This is a genomic window from Flavobacterium zepuense, from assembly GCF_007097145.1.
Classification (GTDB): Bacteria; Bacteroidota; Bacteroidia; order Flavobacteriales; family Flavobacteriaceae; genus Flavobacterium; species Flavobacterium zepuense.
The window spans coordinates 18,728-33,224 of sequence record NZ_VJVZ01000018.1 but is presented as its reverse complement, the minus strand read 5'-3'; the positions used below and the strand labels follow the sequence as shown (position 1 = coordinate 33,224).

Below are 14,497 nucleotides of genomic sequence, written 5' to 3'. Positions count from 1 at the left end.
GTCATATTTTGAGGTACCGGGAGTAGCGGATTTAATAACTAAAACGAATCCCAATCCGGCTTTGCTTCTGCAATAGCCACATTGCTATGCTTAGCTTCTATAGTTTGGATGAATTTAACTGTTGAAGTTACATTGCTAAATATTAAGATGCTTTCATCATAGTTAAGGACAGCATTATCATGCGCAAAGCTTTTATTATTTCTGATGTCATTAAAAGCATCCATTACCTGGAAACTATATTGCACAATCTTGACAGCCATATCTGATTCTATGAAGCCTTTGCCGCGGACAGCCTTAATATATTTACCATAGAGTGCATTAACGGTTTCATCTTTTGAAACCTCAACTCCATGGCTTTTGCAAAGTTCCTTAAGAAACTTTATCAAAAAGGTATGCAATCTATCCAAAGCAGCTTCCGGCTGATTTTTTTCAATGCTTTCCTTAATGAGTTTAGCCAACTGGTGAAAATCTTTATCGGAATTATTGGCCTGAATAGCATCTATATGCTCAATAACTTGCCCCGAGGATAACCGCTCGGCTATCCTGTGAAATTCGTCAAACCCTCGTACATCTATGTTTTTTCCAGACGCAGTATATGAGCTTAGCTTATAATCATGTAACGATGCCAATAATTTTCCGACAGTATAATCATTCTCAACCCTACAGAAAGTTCTTAAACGATTTGCTTTAGAATTACCAGCTTCTTTATATTTTTCGTCGCTTATATCCAATCCTACAACATCCCCAACAAATTCTTGAAAGGTTCTATCACTAAAGTCTAATACATACCCCGCACCATTATTTCCAGCTACAAACTTTTCAATTGTTTGCCTTTCTGAATACGATAGTTCTGCCATGATAACTTTTTAGCAATAAAGATATTTAAACTAATTAAGCTATGGGCATCAGAAATACATTATTTGAAGCACTGAGGATGTCTTAGAAACTGTTTGAGGCCAGGGCACCAATATCAAGTATTAATAAAACATTCTTAAGTGAATAATATATTGTTTATTCGAGTAAATAGGGGAAACCACCTATCGCAATAGGTGGTTTCCCCTATTTATAATTAGTTAAAAAACAGGTATTTACACCTGTATTTTATAGTGCATTTAGTTATATATTTATTATCAGTAAACTATTGATAGCTTACATAGTGACTGAGGTTCATCGGTCTCCGAATAATATTCATCACTCATTAATAACTTTATGGGCAAGCAACACAAAATAAAAAATTTATTCGGCTACAAATCTGTATCGAATCTTGACACCTCCACCGAAGAAGCTGAATCATTTAACAAGGTGGTGTTGGAAGACGACATCATTCCTACCCCAATTGATTTTGAACCAGATTTCGCCAAAAGCCTCAGCCCTAAAAAAAATAAATGGCATAAAAAAATGTTCAACACGCACGGGGATATACCTTTTGCCAATGATTATCCAGCAAAGTGCATTTGCCTACTTGTCATTCTGGGAGCTGATAATAAAACTTATTATGGGACAGGATTTATGATCTCACCACGATGTGTAATCACTGCTGGACATTGCCTGCACTTTGGCGGAGCATGGGCATTACAAATTAAAGTTTTTCCTGGTGCAGATGGAGAAGCCATACCCTATGGTGGCGATATCTCGACGAAATACGTTAGCACCAATAACTGGACAGTATTCAAAAAACCAGAACATGATTATGGAGCCATAATATTGCCATCAGACAAGCTATTTAATGAAGTAAAAGGTTACTTAGGCTTTCATGAAGTATTACAGAAAGGCCCAATATTGCTAGGTGGATATCCCATTAGCGAAAATTTCAAGCAAATTACTTTACAAGGGGTATCTAAAGAAATTTCTGAAAATTATATAACCTATGACCTCCCGACTGTTAGAGGTAACAGCGGAAGTCCTGTTTACATTATGCACAGCAACCAGATATTTGCTGTAGGTGTGCATACTTATGGTGGCGACCCAAATCATGCTGTTAGGGTAACTGCCAAAGTAATCGGGAATTGGAAAAATTGGATCAATGATCAACAAGCTATAGTTTAAAAACCCTTAAAATGCACCCATCATGAAAAAAAGCCTTATCCTACTTCTTTTAAGCATTGCAACTTTCCAGACTGCATTAAGTCAAAACAAAGTTTTCAATAGCAAACACGCAAAACTTGACTTTACAACAGAAGAAATTGACCTAGTCTTAACTCAAAGCTCTGTTAAGCCAGGAGGCAATGAACTCGCGCCAGTATTACTTGCAGCCATCCCAACTGTAATTGATATGGGATTTAAGATTACTACTAAAATTTTGGAAAGTAAGGTCAAAGCATTTTCTGCTGAATACAGTAAAAGCAATAGTTACCTGGATGCTGGTTCAGGATATGTCCCAAACATATTATTATCGCGTACCGTCGGATTTGATAATGGTTCTTTGAAACCTGCACTGTCGATAAAGTTTCAACCAAAGAAAGCCAAGGGGACTTTTATGGAACGGTATATCTATTACTATATAAGTGATTTAGAACTCGAATATTCATCTGCCAAGTCTACCGATTCATACCCAACTTTTGATTATACTATAGAATTAAAATTAAACTACATCGTGGGTGATGAAAAGAAAGTGTTGGAACTGGCTCCAATCGTTCTCTCCTCAGTAAAATATGGTAGTAATTCTTTTCCTGTAGACAAATACAGATCAGATCTCATCCCATTACCTGAAAATAGTGTAATTGTTGGTGCCTCAGTTAAAGTAGTGGAAACTAATCCGGGAAAAGTTAGAGCGGAAAAGATCTTGTCTGCCTGGAATGATAATAAAGACGATGTAAAGACAATTATTAACAATTTCCTTCCAAAAGAAGACAAAGAGGAGGCTGCCGCAGCACCAGGGGCAGCTCCAGCAGCAGCAATACCTGCGGTTAATGGCGACGACCAAAGTTCAAGCAATCCTAAACCTGCTAAGAAAAGCACTAAGAAGACACCTTAATCATATGCCTTACCATAGGATGTATCATGCTTTCGGGGTTGAAAATACTTTTTTCTAAATTAGCGTAGGGATAATCATTTTTTATAACGACCCAAAGAAAATTACAACTAAAAAATTAGTTGTAATTAAATAATATCCTATATTTGCAGCCGCAAGTTCTTTATTAATAATAGTCGATGCCATTCCTAATTAAGGTTGGCTTACAATATAGATTCTGACTTTTAAAGTTTTTAACTTCCTACGTGAGTTTTAAGCTTTCTAAAAATGTTAGAAATGGGATTAAGGGTTCGATTGTGACCCCGCCCAGTCCGCCAGTAAAAAAGGAAAGCCTTTCGTTAATCGAAAGGCTTTTTTTATTTTCAGGGCGTACCCAATTATTTTGCTGCTGCTTAAGAGCCAATTTCAAGCTTATATCCTTTAGCGCGTACAACAGCAATTTTAATATTTGGGTCAGGCTCCAGTTTTTTTCTAAGTTTAGATATAAACATATCAAGGCTGCGCCCCACAATAACACCATCATCTTCCCAAATCTCTTTTTGCAGACGGCTTCGTTCTATAGTTTCGTTAGGGGATAACGCAAAAATGAGCAGCACACGTGTTTCGGTCGTGGTAAGGTCGGTTGCCTTTTCATTTATTACCAGTTTCCGGTTCTTCGCATCAAACAATATAGAACCTAAAGTAAACGTATCAGCAGGCTTATCGTCAGGTAACTTTCTTCTTGGCTTAGCCGATCTCAAAAAAATAAACCCCGCAAAGGCTAAAAGTGGCAGGCCACCCAAAATATATCCGGCGTTTGCTGTAATTATACCCTCCGGTTTAAATTTAATGCTGATAATATAACATGCCCTCGGTTGATTTCTTCCTCCGCAGGCTACAATATCATCTTTTACATTTTTAGATATCGCATACCCATACGCTACACTGGCGTTGCCACAGTTTAAAACATTTACAACATAATCACGGGCAAGCGGGTCTTTAGCCAATAAACGCCGGGTAGTATTTACCAGAGAGTCTGGCAGGAAAGTAAGATCGTTCTCAAACAGGATTTGGTATTCATTTTCTGCGATCTTTTGTACCGGGAGCACCCGCGATGTACTGTCACCCGATTGTAAAAGCAGTTCATGCCCTATCCTGCGGAGCAAAACTTCCCTTCTGGCGGTATCATAATCGTTGTTACCTGCCCTACTAAAAGCCGCGCAGACTACAGCGGTAAACGAGAGCAGTAGCGCCCCTAAAAGATATTTGCCTGTTCCTGAGAGGTGGTTATGGCTATTAAACATGCTATTTACGATTTATTTACAAAGTTTACATTTTTATTTACAATCCACATCTATCAAGCTGAAAAATATCAAAGTAGCTTCGCTGAATCATTGTTGGCAGGACATGCCCGGCCCGCAACCTCCGCTAATTAACAATCTATATGTTCAACTTAAATTTAAAAAAAATGAAAAAATTGTATGTGTTTGTACCGGCCTTCATCCCGGTATTCGTATTACTCTTGCTAAATTCTTTTGTAACAAAAGAAGAAGAAACAGGGAAGAAAACACCCCGGGTTACTAAATATTCTGCAAGTGCACCGCTATGCGATTCTATGCGCACAGCTCCATTTGGCCCGGTTGAGAAAGTAGATCAAGATAAATCAGGAGCTGTAAACATTGTTTATAAATCGGCCGATGGTGGAAAAACATGGCAGGACATTAGCACAGGGCTGCCTGAAACCGACCAGCCGGTTATTTTTTTTGCAGGAGAAACCGACCTGTATTTACATGCAAAAAATGTAATGTACCGCAGTGATAGCAAACTTAAAACTCCTGTTTGGGAAAAAGAGAATATTCCCGGCCTGCAAGGTGAATCCTTTTGGCCATCAACTACAATTGCTTTTAACCGTTCCGGTATCACGGCCTTTAATTATGATGGCGGTATATATCAAAAAACACCCGCTACAGCAAACTGGTTACCTATCCATCAAAATTTTAAAAAACATGCGCTGCGCACTACTTTTGAAGCTGCTGACGGAGCATTGTTTTTAGGGTACGACCACGACCTATACAAATCTGCCGACAAGGGCAAAAGCTGGAAACAGGTACAAAATGGCCAGATAATGAATATTGTGGAATCTGAAGGAATACTGATTGCAACAGGTAATAGCGGCATTATGCGTTCTGCAGATAATGGCGAACACTGGCAGGAGGTAATTAATGAGGGTGGTGTAGGTATTGCTATAGAGCGTATTAAAGGTGGATTTGCCGCCATATCCTATAACACAAAAACAGAAACCAGGAGGGTACGCATTTCAGTAGATTCGGGAAAAACCTGGCAGGCTATTGATGAAGGGCTTCCACCATCTTCGTTTATTACGTCCATCAAACAAATGGGCAACTATTTAGTATGCGGCCATCCTGATGGTATATTCCTGTCATCTGATATGGGTAAAACCTGGACTAAAGTTCATCCCGGTATCAATGCAAAAGTATTTAGTATATATGCCTCAGGTAATGCATTGTATGCTGTGGCAGGTAGTGCCGGATGCTAAAAATAACCAAGAGAAAGAATATAAATGGCGCGGTTTTTTTATAACCCGCGCCATTGCAGTATAAATTATTTTGCTAAATAGGTCATGCCGCCATCAACAAGCAGTTCGGTACCAAGCATAAATGCAGAATCATCAGAAGCCAGGAAAACCGCTGTTTTACCAATGTCAGACGGTTGCCCAATCCTCCCAATAGGCATTTCGCCTGCAAAGTGTGTTTTTAAGGCTTCAATTTGTTCTGCGGGAACAAACTTGTCAAATGCCGGTGTGTCAGTAGTGCCCGGTGTTATTACATTTGCCCTTATCTTCCGGTCTAAAAGGTCGCTTGAAAATGCTTTTGCAAAAAAGATCACAGCCGCTTTTGCCGCACCATAAAGTGTAAAATTAGGATATGCCCTATGCGCCGCGTTAGACCCTATAAGAATAACAGAGCCTCCATCATTCATATAAGGCAGTGCTTTATTAACGGTAAAGTAAACACTTTTAAGGTTTAGGTCCATTGTCTTATCATAGTCGGCTTCGCCAAGAGTTGCCACTGTACCTACAGCCCCGCCACCGGCGTTGGCTACAACCACGTCTATTTTACCAAACTTTTCAGATGTTGCAGCAAACACCCTTTCCAGGTCGGCAAGGTTGGTTACATCGGCATTTATGGCTATAAAGTCATCTCCAAGCTGCGCCACAGCACTATCTAACGTTTGCTGGTTCCTGCCAACAATAACGCCTTTGGCTCCTTCATTTTTAAATTCAAGGGCAATACCCAGCCCAATGCCGCTATTGCCGCCTGTAATAACTGCTATTTTATTTTTTAATCTGCTCATTATTTCTTTTTTAAGATTGAGCAGCAAAGGTATAGCGGCTAAGTTATTTTTAGTAACTTTGTGCTGTAAAATAACAGTAACACAGGTGTAACCAAGTAACATTATGGGGTGTAAAATAGAAGAATTTCAGCAGGAACAAAAGAAAAGGATGCGGGCCGTACAGGATGCAATGGACGTGCTTAACGGCAAATGGAAAATTGCAATTATCTCATCTATTTGCTGTTATGGCAAAAGGCGGTTTTCTGATATTCTGAATGATGTAAACGGAATTTCTAACCGGATGCTGAGCAAAGAATTAAAGGAATTGGAGATAAACCAGCTGGTAAAACGAACTGTTTTAGATACGCAGCCCATAACCGTTCAGTACGAACTTACAAAGCATGGCGATACGCTGCAAACCATAATTACTAACCTTACCGATTGGGGAATTGTACACCGCAAGGAAATTGTAGGGGAGAAAAGTCCAATTATTGTTGAGTGAGGTCTTGCCAGGATTTTAAGCCTGTAACCCCTATTTTCCCTGCTAAATAAATTTTCCTTATTTTTGGGTGTCCGTAGTAACGGTATTTCCAAGATTTAATGAAAAAAATAACCCTTTTAGCGATTCCGTTCCTTTTTGGCTCCTGCCAGTATTTTGACAAGCAGGTACCCAATGAGAACGAACTGTTGAAACAACGCCTAAAAGAAATTAACTGGAAAGAGGTAAGCAGCTACCCATCATTAGCGGAGTGCGATGTGATAACCGATAAGGCCCTTAAAAAAGAATGCTTTTTTAGCGCCATGACACGCCTGGTACAGGAAAAGCTGGATACCGATACTATTGCTCTCCTGTATCCGGAAATTGATACCATACAGGTTAAGGTTACCGTTTATCCCGATGCAACCCTAAAATTTGAACCGCAACTGCCTGTAGACAGCGTGGGCTATGACACTGCTAAAATTGACAGTATTATTAAAGCCCGCCTGGTAGATTTCCCAAAGATTGAACCTGCCCAAAAAGAAGGCGTACCTGTAGCCACCCAGTTTATACTGCCCGTTATTCTTGATGTAAAGTAGTATCAGTTGCTCTTTCTGACTTAAACCTGAATACATAATAACTCCCAATGCTTACCGGCAGCACTATATTAAGCAGCCATTGTAATGTAGCGGCAAATATCACAATCCATTCCGTTACGCCCAGCCTGCCAAAGAAAAACACGGCAACACTACCACGCACGGCAAAATCTAAAAACTGAAAGTTAGGTAAAGACGACCCTAAAAAGTATACCCCTGCAATAGCACTTATCATGACTGGGTACGGCAGATTAACTCCAAAGGCTAAAAAGATAAAGTAATGCTGGTGTATGATGCTTAGGTAACGCCCGGTAGCCAGCAGTATATTTTTGCGGTGTATGGTTTTGGGTATTTCGTTTATCTTTTCAAAAAGTAATTGTAGGGAGTAGCCTTTAATGGTTATTTTACGGGAAGCAAATACAGCCGCTACAAGCACCGCGATCCCTCCAATAATAATGAGCAACAACCCAGTAGGAATAACGCTGTACAGAGCATTAAAAACCAACAAGCCCGCAAGGCCGGCTACTATGGCAATAACCATTTGTATGCCGTTGCAAATAAGGTTTAAAAAAACAATTTGCTTTGCCTGGTCCTTTTTATAATACAGGGCTTTAGCAGCATATTCACCAATACCGTTAGGGGTAAATATGCCTGCGGTAACGGCGGCCAGTACCTGCTCGGCTGCCCCGGCAAAAGAGAGTTGCCTGAAAGACTGAACGAGGTTTTGCCACTTGAGTATTTCAAAAAAACGGTTCAGGATCGTGAGCAGCAATATGACAAAAATAAGCCAGCCGGAATTTTTTTGGGCAACAGCATCGGTAATGCGCTGCCATTGCAGGCTGTCGTCGTTAGCTATCCTGTCGTATATAAAATAAAATGCGCCGCCTACCACTAAAAGTTTAGCAATAAAAACGAGGAATTGTTTAGCTTTGCCCTGCAGTGCTACCATGCTGCAAAAGTAAAGAAATTAAATTGGCAAACGAGCGTATTATATTAGGCATAGACCCCGGCACTACCATTATGGGTTTCGGACTCATAAAGGTGGTAAACAAGAACATGCAGTTTTTGCAGCTTAACGAGCTTATACTTAATAAGTACGACGATCATTACATGAAGCTTAAGGTAATTTTTGAGCGCACCATTGAGCTTATAGACACCCACCACCCCGACGAAATTGCCATTGAAGCCCCATTTTTTGGCAAGAACGTGCAAAGTATGCTCAAGCTGGGCCGGGCTCAGGGCGTAGCAATGGCGGCGGGACTGTCGCGCCAGATACCCATTACCGAATACGAACCAAAAAAAATAAAAATGGCAATTACCGGCAACGGTAGCGCCAGTAAAGAGCAGGTGGCAAAAATGCTGCAACAACTGTTAGGGCTTAAAGAACTGCCTAAAAACCTGGACAGTACCGATGGGCTTGCCGCAGCAGTTTGCCATTTTTTTAATTCGGGCAAGGTTGTGGGTGCCAAGAGTTATTCCGGTTGGGATGCTTTTGTAAAACAAAACGACGACAGGGTTAAAAAGTAACAGCTACTAACTCACACTATAACAGTTATGGAAATAAGATCGGGTGCATTTTTTAGGGAACACGAAAACGAATGGGAAACCGTAGGCGAAGGCGTTAAACGCCAGATAACCGGCTACGATGTTAGCCTAATGACCGTAAAGGTTGCTTTTGAAACGGGCGCTGTAGGCGTGCTGCACCAGCATTACCATTCGCAAACCAGTTATGTGGCATCGGGTAAATTTGAGGTTACCGTAAACGGAGACGTGCAGGTATTACAAACCGGTGATGTTTTTTACGCTGCCCCAAACATCTGGCATGGCGTATTGTGTTTAGAGGCAGGTATGCTTATAGATTCATTCAGCCCCATTCGCGAAGACTTTTTAAAGTAGCCCAAAAGGTTGTAACTTTGCCGCATGGCAGGCATTTACATACACATCCCTTTTTGCAGGCAGGCATGCCATTACTGCGATTTTCACTTTTCCACATCCATGAAAAAGCAGGACGAAATGGTGGCAGCTATTGCTAAAGAAATCGCCATGCGAAAAGATGAATTTGCAGGCCAGACGGTTGAAACTATTTACTTTGGCGGCGGTACACCTTCGGTTTTAAGCAACAGCGAGATACAACTGCTTATAGAGGCCGTTTACCAAAACTATACCGTTGGCGAAAATCCTGAGGTAACTTTGGAAGCCAACCCTGATGATTTATCGCCCTCCCGTATTACCGAATTATCAAATTCACCCATTAACCGTTTAAGCATAGGCATCCAGTCCTTTTTTGAGGAAGACCTTAAGCTTATGAACCGCGCCCACAACGCCCTACAGGCCGAGGCCTGCATTGCCGAAGCGGTTAAGCACTTCAACAACATATCAATCGACCTTATTTACGGCACGCCCGGCATGAGCAACGAGCGCTGGCTGCAAAACGTAAACAAGGCACTGGCATTTGGGGTGCCGCATATTTCCAGCTATGCCCTAACCTTAGAGCCTAAAACCGCCCTGTACAAGTTTGTAAAAAGCGGTGCCATTGCACAACCCAGCGATGAAGTAGCCCAGGAACAGTTTATGCTGCTTGTAGACACGCTTGAAAAGAAGGGCTTTGTGCACTATGAGCTTTCCAATTTTGGCAAAGAAGGGTATTTCTCTAAAAACAACACCGCCTACTGGCTGGGTAAAAAATATATTGGCATAGGCCCATCGGCACACAGTTATGATGGCATACACCGCAGCTGGAACATAGCCAATAATGCGCTCTATCTTAAAGCCATCCAGGAAGACAGGCTTCCGTCAGAAAAAGAAAAGCTTACGATAGCCGACCATTACAATGAGTATGTTATGACGGGGTTACGCACCATTTGGGGGGTATCTATAAGCAGGGTTGAGGCTGAATTTGGCCAACTATACAAAATATACCTTTTGCAGGAAGCCGCAAACTACATTGCCCAGGGACTTCTAAGCATTGAAAATGATACTCTTAAAACCACCCGCGAAGGAAAGTTCCTTGCCGATGGCCTTGCAAGCGATTTGTTTTATGTGAGTTAAAGCCGGTTGCCTACAACAAAACCCAGTTTTAGTTTTTTTACAATACCAAAAAGCACAGAGCATAAAGCTATGGCAAGAGCTATCTGTAACAGGGCCTCAGCCCATGGCGGCAGATGCAAAAGGTGCAATAAAGGGTATAAAAATACAATTACCGGGGCATGGTACAAGTGCAGCATGTAGGTAAAGGCGCCGGTGTGTACAAACTTAAATTTAAGCCCCACTATATTTATAAACAGCAGCAGGGCAATTAAATAACGGTATAATTCGCGATCGGTAAAAAAGAAAAAACTGGCAATAAGCAACGGAATGCCTATTATATTTGCATAGCGTTTATTATCTTCATCTACAGAGAATTGCTTAATAAGGTATCCCGCAGCAAATAAGTAGGCTATAAAAGGCCGTAACAGTACACTGCCAAAAACAAAAAATACGGCAATAACTACCAGTCCGCGTAAATCCTTTTTAAACAACGCTATAATGCAAAAAACAACAAACAAGTCGCGTATAAAGTAAGTAGGTGGGTTTACAGGAACATTATCAATGCCTAAAATACCATCGGTTATCAGTTTATAATTGTAATCCAGCCTGCCCAGGTAATTGTACCCTAAAAGGTAAAGGCAAACAACAGGCACCACTACAAGCAAGTTAGCAATAAGGTAAGGTACTAACAAACTCTTAATTTTTTTGCTCAATAAATTATCGCTGTTGCGATAGGAATAAAACAGGTAGCCCGATATTACAGAGAGTATTAATGTGCCGTATTTAGGCAGGGTTTCCAGTATAAAATAAGGTATACCGGCAGTGTAATTATGTTTTATATGCGTAAAAGTTATAAGGATTACGCCTGCAATCCTCATAAATTCAATAGAATAATTAGTTCCTTTTGCAGTTTGGGGCATGGTAATAGTTTAAAAACAATAATACACAGATTTTATTAATTAACAGACTATTTGTTTTATTTTGTAAAAAATAAAACAAATGCTGGCAACCATAAATAACCATACCGTAAACCTTAACGAGCCTATAGATATATCATTGCCCTTAACGGGTAATGGGCTTAACCCAATTGCCTGGTACTTAGAGCAGCCGGTTATAGAACCTGTTACCATGGGTAGCTGGATAGGTAAGGTCGGCCAGGGGTCGTCTACTAATTTCAATAACATTTTCTTTAATCCGCACGCGCACGGTACGCATACCGAATGCTTAGGCCACATAACTAAAGATTTTTACAGCATTAACCAGGCATTAAAAACGTTCTTTTTTATGGCAGAGGTAATATCCATACAACCGGAAGTTCAGGGAGATGACCTTATTGTTACCAAAGCACAGATAGAGTCGGCTCTTAGTGGTAAGCAGGTTAAGGCTATCATTATCCGAACACTACCAAATGACGCCACTAAGCAGTTTAAGAACTACAGCCACAGCAATCCGGCGTATTTGCACCATGAGGCAGCTGCGTTTATCCGCGAAAGCGGTATAGATCATTTACTTATAGACCTGCCAAGTGTAGATAAAGAAAAAGACGAAGGCCTGCTGCTCGCGCACAAAGCGTTTTGGAATGTTACTGATGTTAACTCCCTCAATAGCGATGCAAGGCAAAACGCCACCATAACCGAAATGGTTTTTATACCCGATGCCGTAACTGATGGTACCTATATACTGAACCTGCAAATAGCGAGTTTTGAAAATGATGCCAGCCCAAGTAAGCCGGTTTTGTATAAATTGCTGGATAATTAGATTTTTGGATGGTTAGAATGAATTTTGCAACTTTGAAACTTTTGACCTTAAGACTTTCGACTCTGCCATTTTGCAACTTTATGACTTTACGACTTAAAAAACTTTAAACATTGAAAACCCTCATTCAACTGGAAGAAGCAGCCATGTTAGGCTTAGGCATTTACCTGTTTAGCTTGCTGCCGTTTGTGTGGTGGTGGTTTCCCGCGCTGTTATTAGCTCCTGATATTTCTATGATTGGCTACGCTTTTGGCAATAAAACCGGTGCCAGGGCATACAACTTTGCGCATCTCAAGGGTGTGGCTATTGCATTATATATTGCAGGCATTTATACTAACCAGCCAGCGTTGCAACTCGCGGGAGTTATATTGTTTTCACATTCCAGCATGGACCGCCTTTTTGGCTACGGGCTTAAATATGAACGCGGATTTAAGTTTACCCACCTGGGCGAAATAGGTAAATAATCTCTCCTGTGCTTTAACTTTAAGACTTTCGACTTTATAACTTTAAGACTGTATGACTATAACCGATTTCTACGAATACTGCCTTTCTAAAAAAGGAGTGACCGAACATTTTCCGTTTGATGAAGACACGTTGGTGTTTAAAGTAGGTGGTAAGATGTTTGCTTTATCGTCTTTAGCAAAGTGGGAAAAAGGCGAAGCGTCCGTTAACCTAAAATGCGACCCTGAACGTGCCATCGAACTTAGGGAGGAGTATGAGGGCATACAACCGGGCTTCCACATGAGCAAGGTGCACTGGAACACCGTAACCATTAACAGCGATATACCTGTTAAGCTGTTGCGCGAACTTATAGACCACTCCTACGAGCTGGTGTTTAACAGCCTGACAAAAAAGCTTCGCGACGAAATTTTGCATAAAGATAATTAGGAAATTAAAACCACTTTGGTAACTTTGAAACTTCAATTACTTTTTAATTTATGAAAGAGCATATCAAGAATTTCCTTAACGAGGAGCAGGACCCAAAGGCCATAGAAAAGATAACCTCTAAACTAAGCGACCTGCTCATGAAAAATGAGGAAGTTGGCTATATAGGCGTTCAGAAAAAGCCTGCCATTACTGTTTTTCCTGATAGTATTGTGCTAACCAACAAGCGCATTATTATGTGCAAGCCTAAAAACCTTGGGCTCTCTATGGATTTTACCGATTATCCGTGGAGCCTTATCAGCGGCGCTTTTGTAAAGGAGAATATATTGGGATCTGAATTTTCGTTTACCACCAATACAGATATTACCGTTTCTATAGATTATATACCTAAAACACAGGCACGTAAAATATACACCTTTGCCAAAGAGCAACTGGAGCTTTTAAAAGAAGGTCCGGCACCTGTTACACCTACACCTGCTACACCTGTTGTTGAAGAGCCTGCTGCACCTGCAGCACCAACCTTAATCCCGGATCCTTCTGCTCCTGTAATTGAAGAACCACAGGCTATTGAAGAAGAGATCGAGGAAATGGAAACTGAAGAGGTTAACGACTTTACCGACTTTATGCCACAGGCTTCTGCGGCTCCTGTTTATACCGAAGCCCCTGCCCCAACACCTGAACCTGCCGCACCGGCAGCTAAAGAAGGACTGGCAGCGTTAAGTAAAGAAGAACTGTTTGATAAACTACAGAACTATAAAAAACTGCTGGATAACGGCTTGATACTGCAAGGTGAGTATGATGCCTATAAAAAGGAAATACTAGCGCATTTGTAGTTGCATGAAGGAGTTGTCTCCCGAGTGAGATCGCTTCGTGCCTCGCGATGAAGTACTGCTAAGCTCATGTCATTGGCTTCGCCGAACCACTTCGTTAGGTTTCTGAACGTAGCGCAGCGTAGTGAAGAATCTCAACAATCTTTTTCCGAAGGACACAGACCCTCATAAAATAAAAAAGTCCGGACATATGTCCGGACTTTTTTATTTTGGATGATCCTAAAACCTCAGGATCATTATTTTTACTTGTTATAGTAAAGCATCAATTGCGTTAGTGTACGTTTGTTTAGGGGCAACGCCTACCTGGCGACCTACAACCTCACCGTTTTGGAAAACCAATACAGTAGGGATGTTCCTAATGCCGTATTTAGCAGCAAATTCCTGGTTAGCATCTACGTCTACTTTACCAACCACGGCTTTACCTTCATATTCATGACCTATTTCTTCAATGATCGGGCCTACCATTCTACATGGTCCGCACCATGCTGCCCAAAAATCTACTAATACGGGTTTATCTGATTTCAATACTAATTCTTCAAAAGTAGCATCGGTTATTGCTTGTGCCATAATATTTTTGTATGTTATTGTTTATAGTAATTGTGCTAACAAAATTAATAATTAT

The 14,497-nt window shown here is 40.9% G+C and carries 18 protein-coding genes; 12 read left to right on the top strand and 6 right to left on the bottom strand.

Features of this window, described 5'->3' with window-relative positions; all coding sequences use genetic code 11:
• Window positions 1–38: 38 nt before the first annotated feature.
• Window positions 39–857, bottom strand: coding sequence for an abortive infection family protein (locus FMM05_RS19990; protein ID WP_143375198.1), 819 nt, complete (start codon window positions 855–857; stop codon window positions 39–41).
• Window positions 858–1,209: 352 nt separating this feature from the next.
• On the opposite strand from FMM05_RS19990, the gene FMM05_RS19985 reads away from it, so the two are divergent.
• On the top strand, window positions 1,210–2,046 hold the full coding sequence (locus FMM05_RS19985; protein WP_143375197.1) for a trypsin-like serine peptidase: 837 nt from the start codon (window positions 1,210–1,212) through the stop codon (window positions 2,044–2,046).
• A 22-nt stretch (window positions 2,047–2,068) separates the two neighbouring features.
• On the top strand, window positions 2,069–2,974 hold the full coding sequence (locus FMM05_RS19980) for a hypothetical protein (RefSeq protein WP_143375196.1): 906 nt from the start codon (window positions 2,069–2,071) through the stop codon (window positions 2,972–2,974).
• Between the two features lie 389 nt (window positions 2,975–3,363).
• Here FMM05_RS19980 and FMM05_RS19975 read toward each other — a convergent pair whose 3' ends face one another.
• Window positions 3,364–4,254 (bottom strand): winged helix-turn-helix domain-containing protein, encoded by an 891-nt coding sequence (locus tag FMM05_RS19975; RefSeq protein WP_143375195.1) that lies wholly within the window; start codon window positions 4,252–4,254, stop codon window positions 3,364–3,366.
• 164 nt (window positions 4,255–4,418) lie between these two features.
• Between FMM05_RS19975 and FMM05_RS19970 the strand changes: the two genes are divergently transcribed.
• Window positions 4,419–5,507 (top strand): WD40/YVTN/BNR-like repeat-containing protein, encoded by a 1,089-nt coding sequence (locus tag FMM05_RS19970; RefSeq protein WP_221932290.1) that lies wholly within the window; start codon window positions 4,419–4,421, stop codon window positions 5,505–5,507.
• Window positions 5,508–5,572: 65 nt separating this feature from the next.
• Here FMM05_RS19970 and FMM05_RS19965 read toward each other — a convergent pair whose 3' ends face one another.
• Entirely contained in the window at window positions 5,573–6,325 is a 753-nt protein-coding gene (locus tag FMM05_RS19965; protein ID WP_143375193.1) for a glucose 1-dehydrogenase, read from the bottom strand.
• Between the two features lie 103 nt (window positions 6,326–6,428).
• Here FMM05_RS19965 and FMM05_RS19960 point away from each other — a divergent pair, with 103 nt between their 5' ends.
• Both FMM05_RS19960 and FMM05_RS19955 read left to right on the top strand, forming a co-directional pair.
• Entirely contained in the window at window positions 6,429–6,806 is a 378-nt protein-coding gene (locus tag FMM05_RS19960; protein ID WP_143375192.1) for a winged helix-turn-helix transcriptional regulator, read from the top strand.
• Window positions 6,807–6,904: 98 nt separating this feature from the next.
• Entirely contained in the window at window positions 6,905–7,381 is a 477-nt protein-coding gene (locus FMM05_RS19955; protein ID WP_143375191.1) for a hypothetical protein, read from the top strand.
• Here the strand turns inward: FMM05_RS19955 and FMM05_RS19950 are convergent.
• A complete protein-coding gene (locus FMM05_RS19950; protein WP_143375190.1) occupies window positions 7,362–8,327 on the bottom strand; it encodes a lysylphosphatidylglycerol synthase domain-containing protein in 966 nt (321 codons plus the stop codon). The two genes, FMM05_RS19955 and FMM05_RS19950, sit on opposite strands and share 20 nt — an antisense overlap.
• A 23-nt stretch (window positions 8,328–8,350) precedes the next feature.
• Between FMM05_RS19950 and ruvC the strand changes: the two genes are divergently transcribed.
• Genes ruvC through hemW form a run of 3 tightly spaced genes read left to right on the top strand, consistent with a single transcriptional unit; the run spans window position 8,351 to window position 10,426 of the window.
• Window positions 8,351–8,905, top strand: a complete 555-nt coding sequence (gene ruvC, locus FMM05_RS19945; protein WP_143375189.1) for a crossover junction endodeoxyribonuclease RuvC — start codon at window positions 8,351–8,353, stop codon at window positions 8,903–8,905.
• A gap of 27 nt (window positions 8,906–8,932) precedes the next feature.
• Complete coding sequence (locus FMM05_RS19940; protein WP_143375188.1) at window positions 8,933–9,274, top strand: cupin domain-containing protein; 342 nt, start codon at window positions 8,933–8,935, stop codon at window positions 9,272–9,274.
• A 24-nt stretch (window positions 9,275–9,298) separates the two neighbouring features.
• Window positions 9,299–10,426 (top strand): radical SAM family heme chaperone HemW, encoded by a 1,128-nt coding sequence (gene hemW / locus FMM05_RS19935; protein WP_143375187.1) that lies wholly within the window; start codon window positions 9,299–9,301, stop codon window positions 10,424–10,426.
• Here the strand turns inward: hemW and FMM05_RS19930 are convergent.
• Window positions 10,423–11,325 (bottom strand): acyltransferase family protein, encoded by a 903-nt coding sequence (locus FMM05_RS19930; protein WP_143375186.1) that lies wholly within the window; start codon window positions 11,323–11,325, stop codon window positions 10,423–10,425. The two genes, hemW and FMM05_RS19930, sit on opposite strands and share 4 nt — an antisense overlap.
• A 79-nt stretch (window positions 11,326–11,404) precedes the next feature.
• On the opposite strand from FMM05_RS19930, the gene FMM05_RS19925 reads away from it, so the two are divergent.
• The 4 genes from FMM05_RS19925 to FMM05_RS19910 all read left to right on the top strand — a co-directional run bounded on the left by FMM05_RS19925 (window position 11,405) and on the right by FMM05_RS19910 (window position 13,878).
• Window positions 11,405–12,163, top strand: coding sequence for a cyclase family protein (locus tag FMM05_RS19925; RefSeq protein WP_143375185.1), 759 nt, complete (start codon window positions 11,405–11,407; stop codon window positions 12,161–12,163).
• Window positions 12,164–12,273: 110 nt separating this feature from the next.
• Window positions 12,274–12,624: a DUF4260 domain-containing protein gene (locus FMM05_RS19920; RefSeq protein WP_143375184.1), complete on the top strand. Its 351-nt coding sequence runs from the start codon at window positions 12,274–12,276 to the stop codon at window positions 12,622–12,624.
• Between the two features lie 52 nt (window positions 12,625–12,676).
• Complete coding sequence (locus FMM05_RS19915; RefSeq protein WP_143375183.1) at window positions 12,677–13,048, top strand: MmcQ/YjbR family DNA-binding protein; 372 nt, start codon at window positions 12,677–12,679, stop codon at window positions 13,046–13,048.
• A 50-nt stretch (window positions 13,049–13,098) separates the two neighbouring features.
• Window positions 13,099–13,878, top strand: coding sequence for a PH domain-containing protein (locus tag FMM05_RS19910; protein ID WP_143375182.1), 780 nt, complete (start codon window positions 13,099–13,101; stop codon window positions 13,876–13,878).
• Between the two features lie 246 nt (window positions 13,879–14,124).
• On the opposite strand, the gene trxA is transcribed toward FMM05_RS19910, so the two are convergent.
• Window positions 14,125–14,442, bottom strand: a complete 318-nt coding sequence (trxA, locus tag FMM05_RS19905; protein ID WP_143375181.1) for a thioredoxin — start codon at window positions 14,440–14,442, stop codon at window positions 14,125–14,127.
• Window positions 14,443–14,497 lie beyond the last annotated feature (55 nt).

Excerpts from the sequence above, each read along its gene's own strand:
- FMM05_RS19985 (WP_143375197.1), top strand. The coding sequence starts at position 1,210 with ATGGGCAAGCAACACAAAATAAAAAATTTATTCGGCTACAAATCTGTA.
- FMM05_RS19965 (WP_143375193.1), bottom strand. The coding sequence starts at position 6,325 with ATGAGCAGATTAAAAAATAAAATAGCAGTTATTACAGGCGGCAATAGC.
- FMM05_RS19970 (WP_221932290.1), top strand. The coding sequence starts at position 4,419 with ATGAAAAAATTGTATGTGTTTGTACCGGCCTTCATCCCGGTATTCGTA.
- trxA (WP_143375181.1), bottom strand. The coding sequence starts at position 14,442 with ATGGCACAAGCAATAACCGATGCTACTTTTGAAGAATTAGTATTGAAA.
- FMM05_RS19925 (WP_143375185.1), top strand. The coding sequence starts at position 11,405 with ATGCTGGCAACCATAAATAACCATACCGTAAACCTTAACGAGCCTATA.
- FMM05_RS19990 (WP_143375198.1), bottom strand. The coding sequence starts at position 857 with ATGGCAGAACTATCGTATTCAGAAAGGCAAACAATTGAAAAGTTTGTA.
- FMM05_RS19960 (WP_143375192.1), top strand. The coding sequence starts at position 6,429 with ATGGGGTGTAAAATAGAAGAATTTCAGCAGGAACAAAAGAAAAGGATG.
- FMM05_RS19930 (WP_143375186.1), bottom strand. The coding sequence starts at position 11,325 with ATGCCCCAAACTGCAAAAGGAACTAATTATTCTATTGAATTTATGAGG.
- FMM05_RS19940 (WP_143375188.1), top strand. The coding sequence starts at position 8,933 with ATGGAAATAAGATCGGGTGCATTTTTTAGGGAACACGAAAACGAATGG.
- FMM05_RS19975 (WP_143375195.1), bottom strand. The coding sequence starts at position 4,254 with ATGTTTAATAGCCATAACCACCTCTCAGGAACAGGCAAATATCTTTTA.
- FMM05_RS19910 (WP_143375182.1), top strand. The coding sequence starts at position 13,099 with ATGAAAGAGCATATCAAGAATTTCCTTAACGAGGAGCAGGACCCAAAG.
- FMM05_RS19950 (WP_143375190.1), bottom strand. The coding sequence starts at position 8,327 with ATGGTAGCACTGCAGGGCAAAGCTAAACAATTCCTCGTTTTTATTGCT.
- FMM05_RS19915 (WP_143375183.1), top strand. The coding sequence starts at position 12,677 with ATGACTATAACCGATTTCTACGAATACTGCCTTTCTAAAAAAGGAGTG.
- FMM05_RS19980 (WP_143375196.1), top strand. The coding sequence starts at position 2,069 with ATGAAAAAAAGCCTTATCCTACTTCTTTTAAGCATTGCAACTTTCCAG.
- hemW (WP_143375187.1), top strand. The coding sequence starts at position 9,299 with ATGGCAGGCATTTACATACACATCCCTTTTTGCAGGCAGGCATGCCAT.
- FMM05_RS19955 (WP_143375191.1), top strand. The coding sequence starts at position 6,905 with ATGAAAAAAATAACCCTTTTAGCGATTCCGTTCCTTTTTGGCTCCTGC.